This window comes from Thalassolituus hydrocarboniclasticus (assembly GCF_025345565.1).
Classification (GTDB): domain Bacteria; phylum Pseudomonadota; class Gammaproteobacteria; order Pseudomonadales; family Oceanobacteraceae; genus Venatoribacter; species Venatoribacter hydrocarboniclasticus.
In genome coordinates this window covers 3,127,042-3,151,833 of sequence record NZ_CP054475.1, presented here as the reverse complement: position 1 = coordinate 3,151,833, position 24,792 = coordinate 3,127,042, and the positions used below count along the sequence as shown (strand labels likewise).

General features: G+C 53.8%; 21 protein-coding genes. 8 read left to right on the top strand and 13 right to left on the bottom strand.

The window, feature by feature from the left end:
• Position 1: 1 nt before the first annotated feature.
• The 11 genes from HUF19_RS14085 to HUF19_RS14035 form a co-directional block, all read right to left on the bottom strand.
• Positions 2-1,258, bottom strand: coding sequence for an SAM-dependent methyltransferase (locus tag HUF19_RS14085; protein WP_260997210.1), 1,257 nt, complete (start codon positions 1,256-1,258; stop codon positions 2-4).
• On the bottom strand, positions 1,255-2,169 hold the full coding sequence (locus HUF19_RS14080; protein WP_260997209.1) for a DUF1365 domain-containing protein: 915 nt from the start codon (positions 2,167-2,169) through the stop codon (positions 1,255-1,257). Before HUF19_RS14080 ends, HUF19_RS14085 begins: the two co-directional genes overlap by 4 nt.
• Before the next feature lie 46 nt (positions 2,170-2,215).
• Positions 2,216-3,475, bottom strand: a complete 1,260-nt coding sequence (locus HUF19_RS14075; RefSeq protein ID WP_260997208.1) for an NAD(P)/FAD-dependent oxidoreductase — start codon at positions 3,473-3,475, stop codon at positions 2,216-2,218.
• Positions 3,472-4,293 carry an SDR family NAD(P)-dependent oxidoreductase gene (locus HUF19_RS14070; protein ID WP_260997207.1) on the bottom strand — a complete coding sequence of 274 codons (822 nt, stop codon included), beginning with the start codon at positions 4,291-4,293 and terminating at the stop codon, positions 3,472-3,474. The genes HUF19_RS14075 and HUF19_RS14070 overlap by 4 nt, the downstream gene beginning before the upstream one ends.
• Complete coding sequence (locus HUF19_RS14065) at positions 4,293-4,742, bottom strand: nuclear transport factor 2 family protein (RefSeq protein ID WP_260997206.1); 450 nt, start codon at positions 4,740-4,742, stop codon at positions 4,293-4,295. Before HUF19_RS14065 ends, HUF19_RS14070 begins: the two co-directional genes overlap by 1 nt.
• The gene (locus HUF19_RS14060; RefSeq protein ID WP_260997205.1) at positions 4,739-5,680 is read right to left on the bottom strand and encodes an acyl-CoA desaturase; all 942 of its coding nucleotides are present in this window, start codon (positions 5,678-5,680) and stop codon (positions 4,739-4,741) included. The genes HUF19_RS14065 and HUF19_RS14060 overlap by 4 nt, the downstream gene beginning before the upstream one ends.
• A gap of 40 nt (positions 5,681-5,720) precedes the next feature.
• Positions 5,721-7,187 (bottom strand): deoxyribodipyrimidine photo-lyase, encoded by a 1,467-nt coding sequence (phrB, locus tag HUF19_RS14055; protein ID WP_260997204.1) that lies wholly within the window; start codon positions 7,185-7,187, stop codon positions 5,721-5,723.
• Entirely contained in the window at positions 7,184-8,101 is a 918-nt protein-coding gene (locus HUF19_RS14050; RefSeq protein ID WP_260997203.1) for a MerR family transcriptional regulator, read from the bottom strand. Before HUF19_RS14050 ends, phrB begins: the two co-directional genes overlap by 4 nt.
• Positions 8,098-9,093, bottom strand: coding sequence for a YbgA family protein (locus tag HUF19_RS14045; RefSeq protein WP_260997202.1), 996 nt, complete (start codon positions 9,091-9,093; stop codon positions 8,098-8,100). Before HUF19_RS14045 ends, HUF19_RS14050 begins: the two co-directional genes overlap by 4 nt.
• A gap of 343 nt (positions 9,094-9,436) precedes the next feature.
• Entirely contained in the window at positions 9,437-9,829 is a 393-nt protein-coding gene (locus tag HUF19_RS14040; protein ID WP_260997201.1) for a sirohydrochlorin chelatase, read from the bottom strand.
• A complete protein-coding gene (locus HUF19_RS14035; protein WP_260997200.1) occupies positions 9,826-10,833 on the bottom strand; it encodes an NAD(P)/FAD-dependent oxidoreductase in 1,008 nt (335 codons plus the stop codon). Before HUF19_RS14035 ends, HUF19_RS14040 begins: the two co-directional genes overlap by 4 nt.
• A 163-nt stretch (positions 10,834-10,996) precedes the next feature.
• On the opposite strand from HUF19_RS14035, the gene HUF19_RS14030 reads away from it, so the two are divergent.
• The 7 genes from HUF19_RS14030 to modC all read left to right on the top strand — a co-directional run bounded on the left by HUF19_RS14030 (position 10,997) and on the right by modC (position 19,014).
• A complete protein-coding gene (locus HUF19_RS14030) occupies positions 10,997-12,766 on the top strand; it encodes an acyl-CoA dehydrogenase C-terminal domain-containing protein (protein WP_260997199.1) in 1,770 nt (589 codons plus the stop codon).
• A 34-nt stretch (positions 12,767-12,800) separates the two neighbouring features.
• A complete protein-coding gene (locus HUF19_RS14025; protein WP_260997198.1) occupies positions 12,801-13,724 on the top strand; it encodes a TIGR01777 family oxidoreductase in 924 nt (307 codons plus the stop codon).
• A 272-nt stretch (positions 13,725-13,996) separates the two neighbouring features.
• Complete coding sequence (locus tag HUF19_RS14020; protein WP_260997197.1) at positions 13,997-14,326, top strand: hypothetical protein; 330 nt, start codon at positions 13,997-13,999, stop codon at positions 14,324-14,326.
• Positions 14,327-14,627: 301 nt separating this feature from the next.
• A complete protein-coding gene (locus HUF19_RS14015) occupies positions 14,628-16,157 on the top strand; it encodes an FMN-binding glutamate synthase family protein (protein ID WP_260997196.1) in 1,530 nt (509 codons plus the stop codon).
• Positions 16,158-16,462: 305 nt separating this feature from the next.
• A complete protein-coding gene (gene modA / locus HUF19_RS14010) occupies positions 16,463-17,236 on the top strand; it encodes a molybdate ABC transporter substrate-binding protein (protein ID WP_260997195.1) in 774 nt (257 codons plus the stop codon).
• A gap of 3 nt (positions 17,237-17,239) precedes the next feature.
• Positions 17,240-17,935: a molybdate ABC transporter permease subunit gene (gene modB / locus HUF19_RS14005; protein ID WP_260997194.1), complete on the top strand. Its 696-nt coding sequence runs from the start codon at positions 17,240-17,242 to the stop codon at positions 17,933-17,935.
• Positions 17,932-19,014 carry a molybdenum ABC transporter ATP-binding protein gene (gene modC / locus HUF19_RS14000; protein ID WP_260997193.1) on the top strand — a complete coding sequence of 361 codons (1,083 nt, stop codon included), beginning with the start codon at positions 17,932-17,934 and terminating at the stop codon, positions 19,012-19,014. The genes modB and modC overlap by 4 nt, the downstream gene beginning before the upstream one ends.
• A 72-nt stretch (positions 19,015-19,086) precedes the next feature.
• Here modC and HUF19_RS13995 read toward each other — a convergent pair whose 3' ends face one another.
• Positions 19,087-22,002, bottom strand: coding sequence for a M66 family metalloprotease (locus tag HUF19_RS13995; RefSeq protein WP_260997192.1), 2,916 nt, complete (start codon positions 22,000-22,002; stop codon positions 19,087-19,089).
• A gap of 247 nt (positions 22,003-22,249) precedes the next feature.
• Positions 22,250-23,842 (bottom strand): alkaline phosphatase D family protein, encoded by a 1,593-nt coding sequence (locus HUF19_RS13990; protein WP_260997191.1) that lies wholly within the window; start codon positions 23,840-23,842, stop codon positions 22,250-22,252.
• 271 nt (positions 23,843-24,113) lie between these two features.
• Here HUF19_RS13990 and HUF19_RS13985 point away from each other — a divergent pair, with 271 nt between their 5' ends.
• On the top strand, positions 24,114-24,788 hold the full coding sequence (locus HUF19_RS13985; protein WP_260997190.1) for a pirin family protein: 675 nt from the start codon (positions 24,114-24,116) through the stop codon (positions 24,786-24,788).
• Positions 24,789-24,792: the final 4 nt, after the last annotated feature.

Below are 24,792 nucleotides of genomic sequence, written 5' to 3'. Positions count from 1 at the left end.
ATCAGTTAAGTTTTCCCAGTAATGGCGTACGGCGGTTCAGCGGTTTGGCAAATACCAACTGGACATCACCGATTACCCGTTCGGCAAAGCCACCTTCGCAGTAGGCAAAGTAGAAGTCCCATAACCGGATAAAGGTTTCATCGTAGCCAAGGTTCATAATCTGTTCACGATTACTGAGGAAGCGTTTGCGCCAGGCATCCAGGGTACGGGCATAATGCGGAGTGATATCTTCCATGTGAATCATTTTCATATCACTGGCGCGGCTGACTGCCTGGGATATGGCTGTGACACAGGGAATAAAGCTTCCCGGAAAAATATAGCGTTTAATAAAGTCGACTTCATTCTTCGCCTGCTCATAACGCTGGTCGTCAATGGTGATCGCCTGAATCAGGGCGATGCCATCATCTTTCAGCAAGCGGCTGCAGGTTTCTATATAGGTATTCAGGAACTGGTGCCCAACGGCTTCAATCATCTCAATTGAGACCAGTTTGTCATACTGGCCTTCAAGCGCACGATAGTCCTTTTTCAGCAGGGTAATTTTATCCTCAAGTCCTTCTTCGCGTACACGCCGTTCAGCCCAGGCATACTGCTCTTCAGAAATGGTGGTAGTGGTTACTTTGCAGCCGTAGTGTTTGGCGGCATGAATTGCCATGCTGCCCCAGCCTGTGCCGATTTCGATCAGATGGTCATTTTCAGTTAACTGCAGTTTCTGACAGATACGATCGAGTTTATAAATGGAAGCTTCTTCCATGCTTGCACTTTCTGACGGAAAAATACCGCTTGAGTACATCATGGTAGGGTCAAGGAAGAGTTCAAACATATCATTGCCAAGATCATAGTGAGCAGCAATATTACGGCGAGACCCTTTTTCAGTATTGCGATTGAGGTAATGAAAGCCTTTCAGCAGTAACTTACCGAAATTAGCAAGGCCACTGTCGATGTTGTCCACCACATCTTTATTACGGGCCAGAATACGGATCAGCATCGGTAAGTCATCGCTGATCCAGTCTCCGGTCATATAAGACTCACCGGCTCCAACACTGCCATTCAGGGCGATGTTGCGGTATGCCTCATAATCCAGAATTTCAATAACAGCACTGAAACCGCTGTCATCCGGATTACCAAAAATGTGCTGCTGGTCACCTTCCTTAAGGCGGATGCTACCGGTATGGAGGTTATTAAGTGTGCGCAGCAGTGCATTGCGGCATAAGCGATCCAGCCAGTGCATCTTTTCCGGATTCAGCGTCAGAGATTTCATCGTGTTTTCTCCTGGCCAGATCTGGCCTCAGATTTATTATTAAAAATATCGTCAGGTGAGGTGGTTCCCGGATGATCATAAAATGGTGATCGCCGGATCCACAGCTTAAGTGCATTCCAGTAAATTCCGGTCAAAACCCTGAGTGTCATGAAGGGAAATTTCCACAGAACAGACGACATCATGGCTGTGGAAAAATCATGTCTCGTCAGTTTCATCGTGGCATCAAAGTCTTTGTCGCCCTGGTTCGCCTTATTAAAAGTGTCCATATGAATCAGCAGCTCTTCTCCCGGAGTTTGGATAACCCAGCGGTATTCCATTGACATCGGATTAAAAGGCGATACATGAAAATCTTTATTGAAGCGGTATTCGTAGCCATTGAATCCTGTGGCTGTATGGCTGCTCAGCTGACGCAGTGGTGCAATGGCTTTCTGCTGATAGGGTAAAGACGTATCTGTTGCTGTCGTTGCCGTTGTTAATGTGTAATGAAACCGTTCTCCCCAGGGGGTGTTAGTGATTTCAGCAAGGATTCCGGCAAGACTGCCATCGGCCCGGTAACCAAAATAGAAAGTGACCGGATTAATCAGATAGCCGAAGGTGCGCAGGTTAGTGAGCATGCTGATACGTTCTACGCGCTCACCAGACTCCTGATAAAATGCATTGACCAGAAGGCGTTTAAGGTCAGATGCCTGATCGGATATTTTTTGCTCTGCGGCAAAGTAATCCTCACGGCAGAAGCGAACCAGAGCCGCCCCTTTTTTTCCTGATTTCCACAGAGGGTGAAGATCCATAACCTGATCAATCTCGTCGAGATCGATCATGACCATAAAAACGTTATAGCGCAGCATGTTGTCCACAAAGGTGAAGCGACGATGACGCACCCAGCCGGTATATATGGCGCTGTTCCGGATCATGGCTTTATCCCCCGGACTGATTCTGATGAATCTTCATAAGCTGATTTCACAGGGAGACTCCGAGGGCTTCAGTGACACGCAGAGCACTTTTGACACCATCTTCGTGAAAACCATTGAACCAGTAAGCGCCACAGAAGTGGCTGTTATTATGCCCACTGATTTCCGCATGGCGTTTTTGTGCCGCCATCCCTTCCAGAGTGAATACCGGATGAGCATAGCGGAAGGAGCGCAGTATCTTTTTCGGATCAATATCAGCGGTTTTATTCAGCGTTACACAAAAATCGACCGGAGCATCATCGAAGTTCTGCAGCCGGTTCATGTAATAAGTAACGGCAACGGTATCCTGTGCTTTGTAGCCAATATGGTAATTCCATGCCGCCCAGGCTTTTTTACTTTCAGGCAGGATGCTGCTGTCGGTATGCAGTACCACATCATTCATTTTATAAGGGATGGCTGCGAGAATTTCCTGTTCCTGTGGTGTCGGTGCAGAAAGCATTTTCAGCGCCTGATCGCTGTGGCAGGCAAAAATGACCTGTGAGTAACGCTCTGCACCACGGCAAGAATAAATCGTAGCACCCTGATCATCGCGTTCTACACGGGTAACTTCCGTATTCAGGTAAATCTGGTCGGCGCTGAGATCCTGCTCGATGCGGCGAACATAACTCTGAGAGCCATTACTGATCACTTTCCACTGTGGACGGTCATCAACGCTGAGCATGCCGTGGTTATTGAAAAAGCGCAGGAAGAAATACAGAGGAAAATCCATCATCATCGCTTCGCTGGCGGACCAGATCGCGGCGCCCATGGGGATGATGTAATAACGGCGGAAATAATCGCTGTAGCCTTTTCGCTGCAGGTACTCACCCAGCGTTTCACTATCGCTTATTTCACCGGACGCCAGTTCAGCCCGGGTTTCTTTGTTGAACTTCAGAATATCGCGGATCATCCACAGGAAACGCAGGTTGAAAATATTACTGCGCTGGGCAAACAAAGAATCAAGAGAGTGACCATTATATTCCATGTTCGAGCGCTCACATTTTACACTGAAACTCATATCGGAGTTTTCTGATGCAACTCCCAAGCGGTCCATCAAACGAATGAAGTTGGGATAAGTCCAGTCGTTAAAAACAATAAATCCGCTGTTAACCGGGTATGTTTTACCCTCAACCTCAATATCGTTGGTTTGTGTATGACCACCAAGATAATCACCAGCTTCATAAAGATGAATGTCGTACTTTTCACGTAAAAGCCAGGCACATGTAAGGCCGGAAATTCCGGAGCCAATAACTGCGATACGTTCTTTCATTTCTGCTGATCTCCGGTTTTTTCTGATTTTTCGTTACGTGCCATGGCGCTGGTGACTTTCAGACGCAGGGATGCAGGAAGTGATCCTATAAGTCTGAGCACAAGTGTGAACATAAACGGAAAGCGTATTTCGAGGCTGCGTTTGCGTATCCCTTTAACAATAATGTCAGCCGCTTCGGAAGAATCTATTTTTCCCGGCATAGGGAAATCATTACGGTCAGTCAGTGGTGTCTGGACGAATCCCGGAGAAATGATACTGACATCGATGCCTTTGTGTTTCAGATCAGCCTGCATGCATTCGAGGAAATGACGCACGGCGGCTTTGCTGGCGCCGTACGCCTGGGCGCGGGGCATGGCCAGCCAGGTAACGCTGCTGCTCATGCCGGCAATCAGGCCGCGCTGGCTTTTTTCCAGTAATGGCAATGCTGCCTGAACGGTATTAACCAATCCAAAGAAGTTGGTCTCAAGTACACGCCGGATTAACGCGCTGTCAAAGTTGTCGACGTCGACATATTCACAGGTCCCGGCATTGGCTATTAATGTGTCGATACGGCCAAACTGATCGCCGATGGCTTCAGCAGCTGACAACATTTGTCCGGCATCGGTTATATCTGCAGCCTGGATGCTGACGTTACTGTATTGATCAGCCAGCCGCTGCAACGCTTCAGCATTGCGTGCACTGATAATCAGCTGCTGGCATTGCGCCTGAAGTGCATGCACCAGAGCCTCACCGATACCACTGGATGCGCCGGTCAGCCAGATGATCTGTGCGGACAAGGGCAGTGAATTATCGGCCGCTGAAAGTTTCCTGTTATTCATTACATACGCTCCTTCAGCTTGCGGATCGCCCAGCCAAATAAGGGAATGTTTTCATACAGCATTGCCCCGGCATCGAAGAAATCACGATGGTAAACAATACGGTCATTTTCCCAGCGCAGCTCACTGCAGCCTTCGACACTGATAAGGTCGCCGTGGCGCAAACGCGGATGACGGAAATTCATTGTCCAGCGCAACATGCTGCGTTCTGTCTGATGCCAGCAGTTGGTAAAAATAAAGTCGATATGATTAACATTGCTGTACATCGCCGTGAAATAGTCAGTAAGCGCATCGATACCTTGTATTTCATGAAACGGATCGCAAAACATAATGCTGTCGGCATAACAGGTTTTAAGCAGATCAGCAGAAACGGTATCACGGTTAAGGACGTGATACAGATTCTGAAAGCGTTCAGTCTCACTGCTCTGTAACAGACTTTTCTGGGTGTTCAAGATGATTTCTCCGCAGTCTTGTGCTGAGCAGGAAAACGACCTTCGGCCAGTACATGGGCAGGTACTGGATTCAGATCATGAACAATGCCAACCCAGCTCATCATTTTCAGAATCAGATAGGTAATATCCAGCTCCCACCAATAGAAACCCTGACGGGCTGATACCGCCCAGCGGTGATGATTGTTGTGCCAGCCTTCGCCGAGTGTGAGCAGTGCCAGAAAGGCGTTGTTACGACTTTCATCTTTGGTCTGAAAACGCTTTTTACCCCATATATGTCCCAGCGAATTAATGGTGACGGTAGAGTGAAACAGTAATACTGTGGAGATAAAGAATCCCCAGACAACCAGTTGCAAGCCGTTGGTATTTAATTCCGGAGCCGCAGCAGCCAGCCATTCTCCGGCAATAAACAGCAAGGCAATAAGCAGTAATGGTGCAAAGCTGTCGTATCTGTTCAGCCAGCGCAGTTCCGGAAAACGCGAAAAGTCTTTAATGCGGTGGTGCTGGGTACGGAAAGAAGCGTCACAGGTGAACCAGCCCAGATGACTCCACCAGAACCCGCGTTTAACCGGTGAGTGCAGGTCTTCATCAGTGTCGGCATGCTGATGGTGTGCGCGGTGATGAGCCGCCCACCACAGCGGACCGCGTTGTGCCGCCATATTGCCCAGCAGGGCAAAGATAAACTGCCAGAAGCGGTTGGTTTTGTATGCGCGATGAGAAAAATAGCGATGATAAAATGCGGTAATAGCAAAAAGGCGCAGCCAGTATAAAACAAAGCAGAAAGTAATCGCGGTGGTGCTGACCGGCAGAAAAAATGCCAGCAAACAGAGCAGATGAAGAATGATAAAAGGCATGACACGCAACCAGTTGAATTCTGTACTGCTCATGTCTTCGTTACTGCTGATCTCAGAATCAAACCAGCGAATAATATTCGTGCGCAAGGCACTCCTGTTAGGGAGCTGCTCTGAGCCTGATGCGTCCTTATTCGTCATTGTTATCTCCGGCGTCGGCCGCGGTTAGTGTCTGTTTAAAAGCATCCAGTGCCCGTTGGCGGGCAAATTTATGTTCTACAACAGCTTGCGGATAACCACAGCGTTGACGCTGCAGGCTATCGGGCTGATGGCGTGCCGCTGCAGGAAGAGGTGTCAGCTCCGGCAAATAACGGACAATAAATTGCCCTTCTGCATCAAAGCGTTGTGATTGTGTTGTCGGATTAAAAATGCGGAAATAGGGAACACCATCGGCACCGGTTGATGCGCTCCATTGCCAGCCGCCATTATTGGAGGCCAGGTCTGCATCCAGCAGCCATTTATTGAAAAAGGCCTCACCTTTACGCCAGTCAATAAGCAGATGTTTGGTTAAAAACATCGCGCTGATCATGCGCAGACGGTTATGCATCCAGCCTTCCTGCAGCAGTTGTTTCTGCGCAGCGTCGACAATGGGATAGCCGGTGCGCCCTTCACACCAGGCCTGAAAATCTGCCTCGCTGTCGCGCCAGCAGACCTGCTCAGTTTCGGGTTTAAATGCTTTGTGTTTACACAATTGCGGAAACGCAACCAGCAGGTGGCGATAGAACTCACGCCATATTAATTCGCTGATCCAGCAGTCAAATCCCGGTTTTCCACCGCTGAAAAGGCCATTATTCCGGTCAAGTGCCACATGCAGACATTGGCGTGCAGAAATAAGGCCAAGCGACAGGTACACAGACAGCCGGCTGGTCATATCTTCAGCAGGAAAATCCCGTAGTTTTTTGTAGTCAATACCACGTTCATAAGCAAAGTTATTCAGCCGCAGGTGGGCTTCTTCTTCGCTTACCGGCCAGAGCGGATCGGCGCTGGCGGTTATCGGGTCTGTATTGAGAGACAGGCTGGCCTGAGCGTTAATCAGGGCAATCAGAGGGGCCTGAATATTTTTTTCGCATGGCCCGGGCTGTGGCAGAGGGGCGGCCATGATGTCTTCCGCCTGCTGAATCCAGGCGCGCTTGAATGGTGTGAAAACTTTAAAGGGCTGACCCTGTTTGGTCCGAACTTCTCCCGGAGGAACAACGCACTGGTCATGAAACTTGTACAGTTCAACCTGTTGTTCACGGCACCAGCGGCCGAATTCTATATCGCGGCGACGCTCGTTTACTTCGTATTCAATATTGAAGGAAACGGAACGGATATCGAGCTGAATAATGAGCCGCTGCAGAGTCTGATTGCAATCTGCAAAGGTGTTGGCCGGAAGAATCAGCAAAGGAATATTGAGAGACGCCAGCTCTGACTTTAATGCCAGCATCGCATTTTCCAGCAGCTGTATTTTCCGCTCCCCCAATCCGTGCTGCAGCCATTGCTGACGGGTAACAAAGACCACGCCGACCACGCCTTCTTCAATATGCTTGCAGGCATGCCAGAGCGCAGGGTTATCCCGTGTGCGTAAATCACTGCGGAACCATACTAACTGAGTCAATGGAAACCTCCGCTATGGGTGTTATTTTCTGCGTAAACTCTGCTGCGTGAGGCGCTGTCGGTGATAAAGCGTCTTACCTGACGCGACAGCTGCTCTGGCAGTCTGATTAATGTCTGGGCGTGATTTTCGTTAACGCTGGTATCAGGCATGGCACCCGAAAGAAAATGCGGCAGCTGACAGGCTGCAAGATATTGCTGCCACTGTTTTTGCTGCGCAGGAATTAATGGGTGGAAGTGAATCCAGACGTTATCAGCCGGAGTCATTGTCAGCACCATATCGAGTTCGGCAGGTGTCGGATGCGGGCCAAAATATTCAACCCGGAATTCTGCAGCACCGAGGGCGCAGGCACAGGCAAGGGTTTCAATTTCTGCATGCTCATGGTTTGTGGCAAGCAGTAAAACCGGCCCTCTGTTGTGACGTTGTTGCTGCAGCAGCATGGCTCCGAATTTTCGCTTTAAAAGATGTTCAAATGCGTGGGTAACAACATGGGGGGTGTTACTGCTGCGCATGAAGTGCAGCACCGGAGACAGGCAGCGTTCGTAATACACCGCCAGCGGGTAGCTGGAAAACCCGGCATTCCATAATTCATCCAGATGCTGCGTATTCAGGTGTTGTGCAGCACGGATTATCTGTTGCTGCTGGTTTGACCAGTCGTCGTTATGTTCTGCATGTTCCGGACCTTCTTTCAGCAGCAGCTTTACCTGACGGATCGGATAACCCTGATCGAGCCAGTAAAGAATATGGCGTACATGCTGAATATGCTCATCGGTGTAAAAGCGGTGACCTTTTTCTGTACGTTCCGGGCGAATAATGCCGTAGCGCCGCTCCCATGCACGCAAAGTTACCGGATTAACTCCGGTAAGGCGGGCAAATTCCCGGATAGGATAGGTACCGCGTTCATCCATGCGGCTCATAAAGCATTCCGTAAGCCGAGTTCATAAGGATGAGGATTCAGATACACCTGCTGGCAGGCGTATTTATTGATATCTCCGTGGCGGTTCAGGTGATGCTTAAGTAATGTCAGCGGCACGACCAGCGGAATAATCCCCTGACGGTACTGGTTAATGATCTCACTGAGTTCGGCTTTATCACTGGCAGAAATCAGTTGCTTCAGGTAACCCTGTAAATGCATCAGGGTATTGGTGTGCATTTTACGGCTGGCTGGCTTGGCCAGTGCCGTCATTAACTGCACAAAATAGTCCTGCGCCAGCATATGCAGATTGCCATCGCGTAAATTGGCCAGCAGCCGGCCCATGCTTTTGTAATGCAGCAGGCTGTGAGCCATGACCAGATATTTATAACGCGAGTGGAAATTAATCAGACCTTTGCGGGTAATTCCCGCAGCCTGAAACTGTTGCCAGTCGTGGTAAGCGAAGACGCGGGTCATAAAATTTTCGCGCAGCACTGCATCATTAAGGCGGCCTGCTTCTTCCACTGGCAATAACGGATGTGCTTTGCAGAATGCGTCGGCGTAGATCCCCCGCACACTGCCTTCCGGGTGACCATTGGCCAGATAGCGTTTGACACCAAACAAGCCACAGCTTGGGCTCTTCTGCATAAAGATATAGCCGCACAGATGCTGCTGTTGCTGCGCCTGGCGGGCACCGTATTGCGCCAGTGCATCGGTAACATCGATGCTGCTGTCAGTCACTCCGACGGCGCGGACGTTGCTGTCGGCGGCATGTTCGCTGACCAGACGGATAGGCTCACGGGGTGTGCCCATACCAATGGCGACTTCGGGACAGATGGATACAAAGTCAAAGTACTGACTCAGGGTGTCGGTGCAGAAACGGGAGCGTTTGTGTGAGCCATTAAAGCGTACCGCCTGCCCCATAAGGCAGGCACTGATGCCAACCGGGATGCGGGTGCTGTTATCTGAGATTTTTACCGGATGCTGCTGAGCCATAATGTATAACCTTTGCATCGTTCTGTGTATAGGATGATTCTGGCGCCATCAGGTTCTACAAGTCAATCACCTTTGTATAATATTTTCTTGTTTATGTATAAGATTATGATTTTAAAGAAGTCTTTTATTGTTGCTGCGGACGCAGCTCACTGATAAACGCCGGATATGTCACCATAGCCCAGCGCAGGGAAGCTGAAAGTGAACGGGTCTCTGCGACGATGAAGCAGCTGACAGGCGCAAGGGAGAGGAGAAGAAAAGAAAGGGGCGAGCCAGGGAAGGAGAAGAGGCGGAATAAAGGAAAAGAGTGCCGGAACCGCAAGTACCGGCACTGTTTGCTCAGTGATTACTGCAGCTGTCTTACCACAACCTGACTGATGGCATCGGCCACTTCGGGTTCAAGTCCGACCGGAGGATGCAGCGTAATGCTGATATCTCTGCCTTCCTGTTGCAGCTGGCGTTGCAGGTTGTCCAGCATTGCCGGTACGTCTTTGCGCAGGTGGCGCCCGGCAGCAAAGAACAGCGGTAATACATCAATATGACCATAGCCCTCGTCGGCCAGGCTGCGTACCTGGCTTTGCAGTGAGGGTTCCGCCAGTTCCATATAAGCCAGCTCGGCCCGGGCCTGAGGATTGTCCAGTCGCGTGCGGATACGTTCCAGCAATTGTTCAAACGGTGCCAGCCAGTGCGGATCGCTGCTGCCGTGAGCAAGCAGAATGGATGCATTTTTTACAGTCATAGTGGTTGTTCAGCCATGTCCGGGAGTGTGGTCAGTAATGCCTGTGCCGCCTGTTGGCCGCTGAGCCAGGCGCCTTCAAGGCTAGGGCTGTGGCACCAGTCACCGCAAACGGCGAGTTGCTGCCTGGTATCGGTTAAAGCACCCAGTGTAAGGCTATTTGCCGGTATTGCGTACAGCCAGCGGTGCAGCCACAGCGTATCGGGTTGTTGTGGTGGCTGCTGCAGGGTGGCAAAGAAAGCGTGCAGCAACTCCTGCTGCACCTGTTCACGTGGGGCATCGGCATGTTCGCGGCTCCACTCATGACTGGCCTGAATCACCCAGGCCTCTTTTTTATCCCGTCCGGGCTTGCTGTTATTGCGGGCGATCCAGCCCAGTGGGCCCTGTTTAACAAAAACAGCATCCGGAGCGCTGCTTATTGCTTCCGGCAATGTCAGCAGCAGTGTCCAGCAGGGCAGCATCCCGACCTGTTCACATTGCGCCGCCAGTATTGGCGCCGCGCTCAGCAGTGGTACGGCTTGCTGTGGCGGAGTGCTGATCAGCAGAGCGTCAAAGGGGCCGAAGGTTTTGCCTTCATCGCTGTCCAGCCACCAGTGCCGGCCATTTTCGCGCTGCGCCTTGGTAATGCGGGTGGCGGCACAAAATACGGCGGCCGGGCTTAGCAGAGATCGGCTGAGGCCGGTCATGCGTGGTGTACCGACGAAGCGCAGCACAGTATCCGGCGAAGGGTGCAGACCTTTGGCATCGGCAATCCAGGGGGTGATGTTCCATTGTTCAACCCAGCCATATTGCTGCCATTGCTGCAGCTGGGCGGTAAAGGCAGCGCTGTGGGCACGGATAAACTGCGCCCCCATATCCCAGCTGGCGTCGTCAACCTTTTTCGTGGCCATGCGGCCTCCGGAGCCGCGGCTCTTATCGAATACCGTCACCTCGTGACCCTGTGCGGCAAGAAGTTGCAGTGCGCTCAGGCCGGCGATGCCGGCGCCAATGATTGCGATGCTGGCCATATAAAATCCTTATTGGCGTTGTATAAGTTTTCCATTGTAGCGTTTTTCTATGTGATGTATAACTATTGCATAGCTTTGTGGTTGCTTTGCACAGTTTTTTTGCAACACCCGGCTTGGTGAACGTTAATTGCCGTTATCGGCCAGTGAATGATGAGGAAATCCCATGAGTTATCAGGCTCCCCTGCGTGACATGCAATTTGTGCTGTATGAACTGCTGAAAGGTGATGAAATTTTACCGGCATTGCCAGGTTATGAGGACGCAACCCGCGACATCATGGACGCCATGCTGACCGAGGGTGCGAAGCTGGCGCAGAACGTTATTGCGCCTACCAACACCAACGGCGACCGTCAGGGTTGTCATTACGATCCGGAAAGCAAAAGCGTCACTACACCGGATGGCTTTAAAGAAGCTTACAAGCAGTTTGCTGAAGCAGGCTGGACGGCGTTGTCTGCGCCGGTGGAATACGGCGGTCAGGGTATGCCGCATACGCTGAATACGCTGGCCGAAGAAATGATGTGCTCGGCCAACCTGTCGCTGGGTATGTATCCGGGCCTGACCCACGGTGCGGTGAATGCGCTGATTGGCTATGGCACCAACGAACAGAAAGATTACTTCCTGCCACGCCTGATCAGCGGTGAGTGGACCGGCACCATGTGTCTGACCGAGCCGCATTGTGGTACCGATCTGGGTCTGATCCGCACCAAAGCGGAGCCGCAGGCGGATGGCTCTTATGCGATCTCTGGCACCAAAATCTGGATTACCGGTGGCGAGCATGATCTGGTCGATAACATCATCCATCTGGTGCTGGCCAAATTACCGGATGCGCCGGCGGGCTCTAAGGGTATTTCCCTGTTCCTGGTGCCTAAAGTACTGGAAGACGGCAGCCGTAACCCGGCATTTTGTGGCGGTCTGGAACACAAAATGGGTATTAAGGGTTCGGCAACCTGTGTGATGAACTTCGAAGAAGCCAAAGGCTGGCTGATTGGCGAGCCGCACAAAGGTCTGCAGGCAATGTTCGTGATGATGAACAGTGCGCGTCTGATGGTTGGCCTGCAGGGGCTGGGCATTGCTGAAGCGGCTTATCAGGTATCTCTGGGCTTCGCCAAAGACCGTCTGCAGAGCCGCTCACTGGCGGGTCCGCAGGCACCGGATAAACCAGCCGATCCGATCATCGTGCACCCGGATGTACGCCGTATGCTGCTGCGTCAGAAAGCCACCATTGAAGGCAGCCGTGCGCTGGCATACTTCACCGCACTGAATCTGGATATCGCCCACACCGCAGAAGATCCGGCCGAGCGTGAACACGCCGATGATATGGTGCAGCTGCTGACGCCGGTGGTAAAAGCCTTCCTTACCGATGAAGGATTTTTCTGTGCCAACGATGGTCTGCAGTTAATGGGCGGCTCCGGCTTTACTCAGGACTGGCCGCTGGAGCAGCTGGTGCGTGATGCCCGTATTACCCGTATTTACGAAGGTACCAACGGTATTCAGGCGCTGGATCTGGTGGGCCGTAAAATCGGCATGAATGGCGGACGGGCGCTGAAGCGTTTCTTTGCCATGCTCGACGGTTTTATCAACGATAATCCTGATGCTCCGCATCTGTCCCAACTGAAAGCGGCGATTGGCCGTCTGCAGAAAGCGACGATGTGGCTGATGCAGAATGGCATGAGTGACCGTGAGCAGGCCGGCGCAGCTGCAACGCCATATCTGCGTTTGTTCGCCCTGACCGCCGTTGCGTATTTCTGGAGCCGTATGGCCCAGGTTGCACAGCAGCAGCTGGATGCCGGTTCAACCGAAACCGACTTCTATCAGGCAAAAGTGCACAGTGCCCGTTTCTTTATGGACAAATTGCTGCCACAAACCGAAGCTCTGCTGACAGAAATTGAAGCCGGTAAAGACAGCCTGATGGAAATGGCCGTCGGTCAGTTCTGAGTCGATCAGGCAAACCACCGGTAAGGAGAACACGATGACAGAACAACGCATTCTGATTACCGGTGGTACCGGCTTTATTGGTCAGGCCCTGGTCAGCCGCTGGCTGGCTCAGGGCGCTGACATCACAGTGCTCAGTCGCCGTCCGGCCTGGGTTGCCCGGCGCTGGGGCGGAATGGTGAAAGCCGCAGCAGGTTTTGAACAGCTTGGTGGCCAGTTTGATGTACTGGTAAACCTGGCGGGTGAAGGGATTGCTGATAAACGCTGGAGTCGTGGCCGCAAGCAGGTATTACAGGACAGCCGCATTACTCTTACCCGCAATCTGGCCGCCTGGGCCAGCCGTACCGGTCAGCGCTTTCGAGTGGTGCTGAGTGGTTCAGCCATCGGTTACTACGGCAGTTATCGTGGTGTGGATGACCGACCGCATAACGAACAGGATGCTCAGGGAAAGGATTTTGCGGCACAGCTTTGTGCGGACTGGGAAGCGGCGGCGGAACCCCTGCAACCGCTGACTGAGCGTCTGCTGATCCTGCGTACCGGCGTGGTGCTGGGAACACATGGCGGCATGCTGAAGCGTTTATGGCTGCCGTTCAGTCTGGGGTTTGGCGGCATGATTGGTGATGGCCGTCAGAACCTGTCCTGGATTCATTTACAGGATTATTGCCGGGCTGTTGATTTTTTGCTCAGTCTTGATGCTGATAACACTGTTAATGGCGTCATCAATATGACGGCACCGCAGCCTGTGACCAATCACGACTTTACCCGGGATCTGGCGCGCGAGCTGCAGCGCCCGGCGTTATTACCCATGCCGGAGATGGTGGCAAAGTGGCTGTTTGGAGAAATGAGCGAGTTGTTGCTGAAAGGGCAGGATGTCCGTCCGCAGCGGTTGCAGGAGCTGGGCTTCAGCTATGACTTTGCAGACATTCGTGACGCCTTAAAAGATATTGCCCGCCACTGGTAGCGGCGGCTGATCAGGGTTTTACACTGAAGGTAAATACAGCAAAAAAACAGCTGTTTATCTTCTTTGTAAAATCCTGTTTATATCCTGTAACACAACAAAAGATTGACGCCTGACTTTCCTATCAATGCTCTCCATCTGCAGACAATCTCCCCCGATTTTTAACTGAAAAATGACGCTTACAAAATATCTGTAGATTTGTGTTATTCCGCATTGCGATGGCTCACTGCCGCGACTAAACCTAAGGGTAATCACCGATACAGGTTTATTTATCCATGAGCATCAGCCGCCAAACACTCGATCAATATTTGTACGAATTCGATCAGGCATACCGTGTCACCTATGTGAACTATTCACGCGCTAACGAACTGACCGATGCCCAGCTTATTCTCACACTGGAACGTGGCTGTGAACGTAAGACGTTTGCCTTCTCGCAACCGCATTTTAACGATGTCGATAAGAACCTGATTGCCTGCCATGGTCTGTATATCGCGGCAATCAAAAGCTCTCCGCTGTCGCCTAACCGGGTAGAAGTGGGCGATATCGAAGGTGGGTTCTCTTACTTCACCGCCAAGAATGTAAAAAACATTACCCCGACTGCCTGACAGGCGGTGCGAATACCGTCAGCCAGGAGACGGGCAGAACGTCCTGGCACTAAATCAGCACCCGATGTTCATTGATCACAGCACCCGATCAGACTTCGTTCTCCAAGCAGCCCAGGGCCTGTTTAACTGGTATTAACAGGCCCTGACTGCTCTTTTTTTGCCTGCCATCCGCACAGCTTCTGAGCTGAAGCGACTGCATCCTGATCTGCATCACAGCGTTTTCTTTGTCAGTAATGACAGTTAAACCTCCAGCCTCTAAGCTGTGACCTCGTCTGCTCAGTTCAATTGCCGGAGATGGATAATGTCTGATGAAGTATTCCTGATTGCCGCTTATGGCGTCATTGTTTTGGTCGGCTTGCTGGGGCTGGTGGCGCTGGCGGTTACAGGCTGGATACTGGTGGCCTATGTGGTGGATATAACCCAGACCCGCCATACCGTGCGCCGTAACTTTCCGGTGATTGGCCGCTTCCGCTATTTCTTTGAGCATCTGGGTGAGTTTTTCCGCCAGTACTTTTTTGCGCAGGACCGCGAAGAGCTGCCGTTTAACCGCGCCGAGCGGGCCTGGGTTTACCGCGCCGCGAAAAAAGAAAATACCACCATCGCCTTTGGCTCGACCCGCCGGCTGGATGTTCCCGGCACTATCCTATTTGTAAACAGCGCATTTCCGGCTCTGAAACACGATTTTGCCGATACCGGCCCGATCACTCTGGGTGAGCATTGCCGCACGCCGTACACCACTTCTTCGCTGATTAATATTTCCGGTATGAGTTTCGGGGCTATTTCCCGTCCGGCGGTTTTGGCCTTATCCAAGGGTGCCAGTCTGGCCGGTTGCTGGATGAATACCGGCGAAGGTGGCTTGTCGCCCTATCACCTTGAAGGCGGGGCGGACATCGTCTTCCAGATTGGCACGGCCAAATACGGAGTACGCAATGAGTTCGGTGAGCTGGATGAGGAAAAATTACGTACGATTGCCGCTCATGAACAGGTACGTATGTTTGAAATTAAACTCAGTCAGGGCGCCAAACCCGGTAAAGGCGGGATTTTACCCGGCGAAAAAGTAACGGCTGAAATTGCCGCGATCCGTCATATTAAAGCCGGAGAAGATTCGATCTCACCTAATGGTCATCCGGAAGTCCGCTCGGTAGATGATCTGCTGGATATGATTGCTCAGGTAAGAGCCATCACCGGTAAACCGGTCGGCTTTAAAGCGGTGCTGGGAGACATTGGCTGGATTCGCGATTTATGCCGTGCGATTCATGTGCGTGGCGCAGAGTCGGCACCGGATTTTATTACCCTTGATGGTGCCGAAGGCGGTACCGGTGCTGCACCACAATCGTTAATGGATTACATGGGCCTGCCGCTGGCACAGGCATTGCCGATGCTGGTGGATGTGCTGGATGAATATAAATTACGGCCGCGCATCCGCATTGTCGCTTCGGGCAAATTAATTACCCCCGACCGCGTCGCCTGGGCGCTGTGCGTGGGTGCCGATTTTGTTACCAGTGCGCGTGGTTTTATGTTTGCCCTGGGCTGTATTCAGGCGTTGCAGTGTAATAAAAATACCTGCCCGACCGGCATTACTACCCATAACCCGCGTTTGCAGCGTGGTCTGGTGCCGACGGATAAAGCCGCCCGTGTTGCCCATTTTGTTGAAACCCTGAATCAGGAAGTCGGTATTATTGCCCACTCCTGCGGAGTGGATGAGCCGCGTAAATTAACCCGCCATCATGCGCGTATGGTACAGCCGAATGGTGAGGCAAAATTACTGTCGGAACTGTACGGCAGTGATCAGTTCCATCCGGGAACCGAACCGGTATTTGAAGACGAATAATACTCAGGGCCTGCCGGATAACTGCTGGCAGGCCCGGTAGTCCAATAGCAACGCCGCGTTAATTCATCCCTTTCATTACTGTAAACCTGATTCCGTTTCTGCCCCGCACTGGCTTTAACACGGTTCTGTCATGTGTCACCTTCGTTATCTCAGACAAAGCGGTATGGTAATAATCCTATCGGCTTTTTGGGCTGCAGGTAGGATCTGAAAACAGCACCTGAAAAGAGGGCAAAGATGCCCCAGTGCATAGAATCAGGTATAAACAGCGCTGTTAAATACAACAGCAGCACTGAAGAGGTTCCCGAATGTTCAGACTCCACCGGCATGGCATAGCTTCGCTGGCGTTTATCGGTCTGCTGTTTTTTTCTTTTCTCGTACCGGCACAGGCCATCGCCGGCGAGGTTATGGTGGCGGTGGCTTCCAACTTTACCGCACCGATGAAAGACATCGCCGCACGCTTTCAGCAGCACAGCGGCCATACCCTGATAATGGCCTTTGGCTCATCCGGAAAATTCACCGCCCAGATTCACAATGGCGCGCCCTTTGAGGTATTCCTGTCGGCGGATCAGGTCAAGCCCGAAGCCCTGATCCGTGCCGGTTTTGCCAGCGCCGACAGCCGTTTCACCTATGCTCTGGGGCGTCTGGCCCTGTGGACAACCACACCCGATGTGGATGTGTGCGCGCAGCTGCACAGCGGCCAGTTCCGTAAACTGGCGCTGGCTAATCCGCGCCTGGCGCCTTACGGTACCGCGGCACAGCAGACGCTGGCAGCCCTGGCACTGACCGACAGCGTGGCGACCCGCCAGGTGATGGGGGAAAACATCGCCCAGACCTGGCAGTTTGTTTCCAGCGGCAATGCCCAGCTTGGTTTTGTGGCGCTGTCGCAGGTGATGAGTGGCGGCCATATCAATAACGGCAGTGCCTGGATTGTGCCCGACAATCTGTATCAGCCGATCCGTCAGGATGCAGTACTACTGAAGAAAGGCGAACCGAACCCGGCGGCCAGAGCATTTCTGGCTTTTCTGCAATCGGCGGAAGTAACGGAGCTGATCCGTGGTTATGGTTATCACCGGGAGTAACGCATGTTGTTAACTGCAGCAGACTGGCAGGCGGTCTGGCTGACGCTGAAGCTGGCGACACTGGTCACGATGTTGCTGTTGTTAATCGGCACGCCGCTGGCGTGGTGGCTGGCGCGTACCCGCTCTGTCTGGCGCGGCCCGGTATCGGCACTGGTGGCCTTGCCGCTGGTTCTGCCGCCGACCGTGCTGGGGTTTTATCTGTTGCTGGCGCTGGGACCAAACGGTCCGCTCGGCCAGCTGATGCAGACACTTGGGCTGGGGCTGCTGCCGTTCAGCTTCAGCGGACTGGTGCTGGCCTCGCTGCTGTATTCGCTGCCCTTTGTGGTGCAGCCGGTACAAAACGCCATTGAAGCCATGGGCGAGCGGCCGCTGGAAGTCGCTGCGACACTGGGCGCCGGGCCCTGGGATCGCTTCTTTACCGTGGTTCTGCCGCAGGCCAAACCGGGTCTGCTTACTGCGGCAGTGCTCGGCTTTGCCCATACTGTCGGCGAGTTTGGCGTGGTGCTGATGATTGGCGGCAATATTCCCGGTGAAACGCGGGTGATTTCGGTGCAGATTTACGACCATGTTGAGGCCCTGAGTTACGCTCAGGCGCACAGCCTGTCGCTGATGATGCTGCTGTTTTCGTTTGTGGTGCTGCTGCTGATGTACAGCCTGAACCGCCACAGTCGCCTGAATTTTTCCCTGAGCCGCCCATGACCGATCTGCACCTGAATCTTGATCTCCGCCGTGGCGACTTTCGCCTGCAGCTCAATACGGCACTGGCCGGGCAGGGCGTGACGGCGGTATTTGGCCCCTCCGGTTGTGGTAAAACCACGCTGCTGCGCTGCATTGCCGGACTGGAGCAGGGCGGTGAGATTCGTCTTGGGGATGAAATCTGGAGCAGTGCGCGGCAAAGCCTGCCGGCGCATCGGCGTCCGCTGGCGCTGGTGTTTCAGGATGCCGGTCTGCTGCGTCATCTGAATGTGCAGGGCAATCTTGATTATGGCGTTAAGCGTGCAGGTAAGCGCGGGCTGACACCATTACCCGCAAAGCAGGCCCGGCAGGTGCTGGAACTGCTCGACCTGCTGCCACTGCTGCAGCGTCCGGTGCAGCGTTTGTCAGGTGGCGAGCAGCAGCGCGTGGCGCTGGCGCGGGCACTGCTGATTAATCCACGTTTGTTGCTGCTTGATGAGCCGCTGTCGGCACTGGACAGCGCACGTAAGCAGGAGGTGTTGCCCTATTTGCGCCGCCTGCATCAGGTCTATCAGGGGCCGATACTCTATGTCAGCCATGCGCTGGAAGAGGTGGTGCAACTGGCCGATCAGCTGCTGGTGCTGGAAAAGGGTACGCTGAAAGATCAGGGCAGGCTGGCCGATGTACTGGCAAGGCTCAGTCTGGGCGATGAAACCGGCGTGGTGCTCGAAGGTACCGTGGTTGCCCAGGAGGCGGACGGGCTGGCGCGGCTGGCTCTGACGGCAGACGGAACAGCCGCTGGCAGCGCAGAGCTGTTACTGAGTGCGCCTCAGGCGCTTGTGGGTGATCACTTACGTGCGCGGGTGCTGGCGCGGGATGTGAGTATCAGCCTCAGCCGTGCAGACGACAGCAGTATCCTCAATATTCTGCCGGTCAGGGTTGAAAGCCTCAGTCAGAGTGGCGTCTCGGTACTGCTGAATCTGCGCTTGCCGGACGGTGAATTACTGCGTGCCCGGCTGACGCAGCGTTCGGTGACTCAGCTGGGTTTGCAGGCGGGCATGTCCGTCTGGGCGCAGGTGAAATCGGTGGCGCTGGCCGGTTAAATTGTGCTCCATAAAAAACGCCGCTGCGGCAAACCACAGCGGCGTTTTTATCAGCAGGTGCTGTTATGCGGCTTATTCAGCCAGCAGTTCATACAGGCGCTGCAGGGTATTGCCGTCCAGCAGGGCCAGTAATTGATTGTCGCTGCTCAGCGGTGCGCTCCATTGCTGGTTCCAGCCGTTATGGCAACCATAGGTAATCAGCGTACCGTTATGGCTGGCGTAATCCACACACTGGCCAGTGCCCTGATTTTTCAGCGTGCTCTGAGCGGTGTGCAGCCACAGCTGGTTACTCTGACTATTACGGCAGCTGCTCAGCGTCAGGCGACCACTGGCTGGCGTCAGGCATAACCAGGGCTTCTCGGCCGCATGAATCTTGCCGGTTGCGCTGATCAGCCAGCGGCTGCCTTCTGCCGCACTGTTGACCGCGCTGACGTAGCCGTCGGTATCCATGCCGGCGCTGCTGAAGGTTTTTGGTCCCTGAATCAGATTGCCATTGGCGGGCAGGGCCTCACTGCTGCTCAGCAGGCCGGTGTCATCCAGTAACTGCCGGATAATCCGGCGCTGTTCTGCAGGACTGACCTTGTCAGCATCCAGTTTATTCAGCATAAGTTCCACCTGACTGATATGAAAACGGATGCTGCTCAGGCGTTGATACACAGGCAGGGCGGGCGCGCTCAGGTCATTGCGCAGCTGGCTGTCGCTGTAGCTGTCGAGCATCACCTGCTGCTGGTTGTTCAGCACCGGCAGCGCAACCTCCTGCTGGTCGGCCAATACCGTACTCAGGGTTTCCATTTCCACGGCACGCAGCCTGCTGAATCCTTCTTCCTGACCGACGATAGCGAGTGGTGGTAACTCCGGAATCTGGCCATCGAAGGTGGTACGCGTCAGCTCAGTATCGACACCGGCACGGCGGCAGCTCAGCACGGCGAGGGTCGGGCGGAATTCTGCTTCCAGATTGAAGTGCAGCTGGTTAACGCGGTTGTTGTCATAGCGGCTGGCGGCCAGAGCGATTTTACGTTCGGCACCGGCAGCGTTACTGACGCTGACCCAGCACTGGTCGCGGTTGTCGTTCAGATCCGGGGCTGGCAGATCGAATACATTACCGTAATTGCCGTGGAATACCGGATAAATCAGGGCGCTGCTGCCCTGCGGGTCGTAGCCGCCCAGAATGGTGGCTACGGCCACGCCAACCTGTTGCGGCGGCAGGCGCTTATCGGCTTCCGGGAAGTTGTATTCGGCATAGGCGCCAAGGCTGGTGTCCCATTTTTTATAGCCACTGGCAAAGCGGCTGTCGGGCAGCGGGAACTTTGCCAGATCGTTCTGGATAATACGGGCAGAATAGGCGGTGTAATGGGTATAAGAAGAGAATTGTGAGTTCGGGCTGCCACCGGACATGGAGTCGCGGCCATAGGGAATACGCCCATTCAGATGAAAGCTGCGGGGCTGCTCTTCGGCGGCTTCGCTGTTGTCGTTCAGGCTGTCGCGCAGACGCTTGCGGTAGGCAATATAGCCCCAGCCACTGTCGGCATGATGGCGCTGAAAACGACCGTCTTCGGTCAGATTCTGGCCCGGATAATGGCCCAGACCATAAGCATGACCCCATTCATGACTGGCTTCGTTGCCACGGCTGTCGACCAGTGTGCCGATGCCGTTACCGCCACTCAGGCCATGTGGTTGGCGGCCATTCTTATAATTACCCCAGGCGTGGTGGTTGGTGATCTGTTTAAACAGATGCGGGTAACTCTGGTTCATGTTGTAGCTGGAAATACCATAGTTGGCGAGGTTGATCCCGGTGCTGACCTGAGCTTTGGCTACGTCACCGCGCATATCACCATTGTAGTAACCGCCGTCAGTGGCGCTGACATCGTCATAGATAACGCCGCTGCCGATAATGACTTTATCGAGCTGCATATCGGCATAAGAGCCCATCACAAGACGTGAGACTGGCAGTGTCTGGAAATAATCGGTGGCGGCCAGCAGCGGATTGTTCAGAGTGAAGTGACCGTTGCTGTTATCGAAATGGGTGAGCATCCCCAGACGCAGGCTCTGGAATACAATCTGGCTGGCGTCACCAATATCAATCGCGCTGGCGCTCAGCAGGCCATCACGTTCGCTGGCGGCACCGGCATTGATGATAAAACGCACAGACAGGCCGTTGCGCACCTGCTGCCATGGCAATACGGCATTCCAGGCGCGGCGGGAAAAGGTGACCTCACTGCTACCGTTATAATCTGCGGCGGGAAGGTCGTTGGGGTGGTTCAGTGACAGGCGCTGCTGCACTTCGCCATTGAAGCTGATTTCGGCATCGACAGTGACGATGTCGGCGCTGTTAACGTTGGTTGGGATAAACACCAGTAAGGCATCGCGCAGGGCAATCAGGCGTGGGCTGTAGATGCTGTTGGTTTCATCACCGCTGTCACGTACATAGTTATTGGCCGGGCGTACGCTGTGCGATTGAATAAACTGCACTTCACCCTGCAGATTACCGCTCAGATCGTTACGCAGAGGACGCTCGCCACCGCCAAACTGTTCGGCGTAAAAATCGATGGGGGCCGCTGTTTTGTATTCTGCCCCATGATGTACGGACAGAGTCGCAGGTTGGCTGACGCTGAGGCCGCTGAAGTTCAGGCTGAGGGTAAAGCTAACCGCTGCGCGGGCATCATTCAGGGCGGGCGTTCCGCTGATGACTCCGCTGTTTGTATCCAGACTTGCCCAGGCTGGCAGGTTAGTGGCGCTGTACTGTACCGGGCCAGAGAGGGTATTGCTGATGGCAGGGCTTTCATATGGCAGACCGGTGAAGGCTGTCGGCAGTGCACTGATCAGAGATTGCAGCTGTGCATTCATACTGGCCTGAGTGTTGCTGCCAGGATACTGGTCAGGCTCACCCTGACCGGAACCATTGAGGCCCTTCAAAAATATGTTATCACCGCCACAGGCGCTCAGTAATAACGCCAGGGCCAAAACCGTAATTGTCCGGGTACGGACCATAGTGCTCTCTCTTGTCGTGATGGTGTGGATGGGTATTAATGTTAGAAATGTTAATAATTCTCATGTGTATGGTTACATATAAAAACTGGTACTTTAGGATTAGTTTCAATATTTGTGACAGTGATGTGATTCCGGTCACAGTTTGCCGGCAATAAAAAACGCCGCAGTGGGGAACCATTGCGGCGTTTTCAGTTACATGCCTCTGATTCAGGGCATCAGGGCATCAGGGCATCAGGGCATCAGGGCATCAGGGCAGAGGCCCGGCTACCCGTTGCAGGCGGTTATCGCCACTCAGGGTGCGGTAACTGCGGGCATGGTAAGTGTCGGCAGAACGCTTAAGGATCTGTGGCACGTAGTACCAGTCGGCCTGAACCTGTTCGCGGTCAGCGCTGAGCAGGATAAACCCGTGCTGGCGCAGTTCGGCAAACTTGATGTGCGGGCTGGCATCCATAATGGTCTGTGCTCCGGCTTCGGCAATCACCGGCGGGAAACCCGGAGAGGTGACCGATGGGCAGACAAATTCCACCGCCAGAGAGCCTTCACCGCTGTAGCGGTTGTAGTTATTGCGGTCGTAAGGGTTGTCGCTCAGGTCAGCAGCAAAGGAGCTGTGTACGTCGCCGGTGAGAATCACCACGTTATCAATCTGCTCGTTGCGCAGCAGCGCCAGCAAACGGTCGCGGGTAGCGCTGTAGCCGTCCCAGCTGTCGAGCCAGAGAGAGGCACCACCGCCAAAATGATCTGGCAGGTCAATAAAGTAGCGCTGCGCCATCATTACCTGCTGACCTACGATCTTCCAGCGTGCGCTGCTGCTCTGTAACTGCTGGTGCAGCCAGGCTTCCTGTTCAAAACCAAGCAGGGTGCGGTTTTCGTCTTTGGCTTCGCGCTGCTTGTCGGTGCCGGATGGTGCTTCGTCACGGCCTTCAATACGGGTATCGAGCATCAGCAGGTCGAGCAGATCGCCATAACGCAGATTGCGGCTGATGCTGCCGTTGCTGTTTTCGCGGATCGGCATCCACTCAAAATAAGCCTGTTTGGCCGCTGCTTTGCGTTCGTTCCAGTCACCTTCGCCATCGTTGTGGTTTTCGGCACCGTAGACATTAGCATCGTTGGCAAACTCGTGGTCATCCCAGACGGTGATAAACGGATGACGCTGGTGAGCGGCTTTTAAATCTTCATCCAGTTTGTACATGGCGTGGCGGCGGCGGTAGTCCGACAGGCTGACAATTTCGTGGGCCGGTGCCAGTGCGCGTTTCTCACGCAGCAGCAGTTCGCCGTATTCGTCCTGAGCGTATTCGTAGATGTAGTCACCGAGGTGGATGACGGCATCCAGATCGTTGCGGTTGGCCAGCGCGCGGTACACGTTAAAGTAACCGTGCGGGTAGCTGGAGCAGGACACCACGGCAAAACGGGCGCTGTCGATATCGCCTTCCGGAGCGGTGCGGGTGCGGCCGATTTCGGAATTTTTGCCCAGGGCACTGAACTGGTAGAAATAGGTGGTGCCGGGCTGCAGGCCGTCGGCATCAACTTTAACGGTGAAGTCGCGGCTGGCGTCGGTGCGGAAGTCGCCGCTGCGTACCACCTGAGTCATGCCTTCATCCAGTGCGACTTTCCAGCTGACGGTCAGGGGCATATTCACTTCCGGCAGAAAGTGAGTCCAGAGAATGACGCGGTCGGCGCGCGGGTCGCCACTGGCAACGCCGTAGTTAAAATGGCCGGGATCATTGGCTTCAATTGGCGACGGGCTGCTCATCGCCATGCTCAGACCGGACTGACTCAGGGCACCCATACCGGCAACGCCGGCGCCGGTGCGGGATAGAAATTTACGGCGGCTGATATCCATGTCGGACTCCTTTTTTATAGGTGGATCGGCATACAATCCACGCGACGGGTGAGTGTGGTGCGTGCTAAAGAATGCGCGAGTCTAGGCAGGCTCTGTGTCAGCGCGGTGACAGTTTTTTGAAACTTTGGTACTTACGTTCTATCACCTTGGCCCGATTGTTCGCATGGCTGGCGTAAGTGGTGTAAACAGTCCCTGACGGTGCAACGCAGCGCTGTAATGTCGTAGCGCAACGTAGCGTTGCTATGTCGTGGTGCAGAACGGAGAAAAGAACGTGGCATTAGAGCTGCTGGCAGAAGAGCAGGTTGAGATTTCCGGTTTTGGCGGCATCCGCGAACGGGTGCTGGTAATGGACCCGCGCCAGTTTGGTCATCATGTACGCGAGGAATGCTGGCCCGGTTTTGGCGCCTGTGTTTATTTAGCCAATGCCTGGTTTTTACCCGGAGGTTCGACCGGACTGCACAGCCATGAGCAGATTGATATCGTCAGTGTGATGACCCGTGGTGAGCTGCATCATCAGGGCAGTATCGGCGATGGTGAAGTGCTGCAGGCCGGTCAGGTGCAGTTACAGCGCAGTGGCATCAAAGGCTTTCGCCATAACGAGCAGAATCCGGGCGCGGATTATCCGGCTATGGTGCAGATCTGGCTGGTGCCGCAGAGCCACGAAGGCGAGGCGGGTTATCAGGTTATTGAGCTCAATCCGTCCGGCCTGACCTGTGTGTACGGTGGCGAATTGTTTGCGGCTTCAACCCGGGTGGATGTGCTGCAACTGGCGGCAGGCGATGAGTGGGCGCTTGAAGACGATGCGCTGGGTTATGTATTCCGTGGCGCAGCCATCAGTGCTGATGGGCAGCGTTTACAGCGCGGGGATTTGTTCAGGCTCAGCGGACAGTCACTGAGCCTGATGGCGGAAAGCGGTTTTGCGCTGGTGATGATCCGCGAGGCCTGATTGC

Excerpts from the sequence above, each read along its gene's own strand:
- HUF19_RS14085 (WP_260997210.1), bottom strand. The coding sequence starts at position 1,258 with ATGAAATCTCTGACGCTGAATCCGGAAAAGATGCACTGGCTGGATCGC.
- HUF19_RS14045 (WP_260997202.1), bottom strand. The coding sequence starts at position 9,093 with ATGGCTCAGCAGCATCCGGTAAAAATCTCAGATAACAGCACCCGCATC.
- modB (WP_260997194.1), top strand. The coding sequence starts at position 17,240 with ATGTTGTTAACTGCAGCAGACTGGCAGGCGGTCTGGCTGACGCTGAAG.
- HUF19_RS14080 (WP_260997209.1), bottom strand. The coding sequence starts at position 2,169 with ATGATCCGGAACAGCGCCATATATACCGGCTGGGTGCGTCATCGTCGC.
- modA (WP_260997195.1), top strand. The coding sequence starts at position 16,463 with ATGTTCAGACTCCACCGGCATGGCATAGCTTCGCTGGCGTTTATCGGT.
- HUF19_RS14050 (WP_260997203.1), bottom strand. The coding sequence starts at position 8,101 with ATGAGCCGCATGGATGAACGCGGTACCTATCCTATCCGGGAATTTGCC.
- HUF19_RS14035 (WP_260997200.1), bottom strand. The coding sequence starts at position 10,833 with ATGGCCAGCATCGCAATCATTGGCGCCGGCATCGCCGGCCTGAGCGCA.
- HUF19_RS13995 (WP_260997192.1), bottom strand. The coding sequence starts at position 22,002 with ATGGTCCGTACCCGGACAATTACGGTTTTGGCCCTGGCGTTATTACTG.
- HUF19_RS14075 (WP_260997208.1), bottom strand. The coding sequence starts at position 3,475 with ATGAAAGAACGTATCGCAGTTATTGGCTCCGGAATTTCCGGCCTTACA.
- HUF19_RS14070 (WP_260997207.1), bottom strand. The coding sequence starts at position 4,293 with ATGAATAACAGGAAACTTTCAGCGGCCGATAATTCACTGCCCTTGTCC.
- HUF19_RS14040 (WP_260997201.1), bottom strand. The coding sequence starts at position 9,829 with ATGACTGTAAAAAATGCATCCATTCTGCTTGCTCACGGCAGCAGCGAT.
- HUF19_RS14025 (WP_260997198.1), top strand. The coding sequence starts at position 12,801 with ATGACAGAACAACGCATTCTGATTACCGGTGGTACCGGCTTTATTGGT.
- HUF19_RS13990 (WP_260997191.1), bottom strand. The coding sequence starts at position 23,842 with ATGGATATCAGCCGCCGTAAATTTCTATCCCGCACCGGCGCCGGCGTT.
- HUF19_RS14020 (WP_260997197.1), top strand. The coding sequence starts at position 13,997 with ATGAGCATCAGCCGCCAAACACTCGATCAATATTTGTACGAATTCGAT.
- HUF19_RS14030 (WP_260997199.1), top strand. The coding sequence starts at position 10,997 with ATGAGTTATCAGGCTCCCCTGCGTGACATGCAATTTGTGCTGTATGAA.
- HUF19_RS14015 (WP_260997196.1), top strand. The coding sequence starts at position 14,628 with ATGTCTGATGAAGTATTCCTGATTGCCGCTTATGGCGTCATTGTTTTG.
- modC (WP_260997193.1), top strand. The coding sequence starts at position 17,932 with ATGACCGATCTGCACCTGAATCTTGATCTCCGCCGTGGCGACTTTCGC.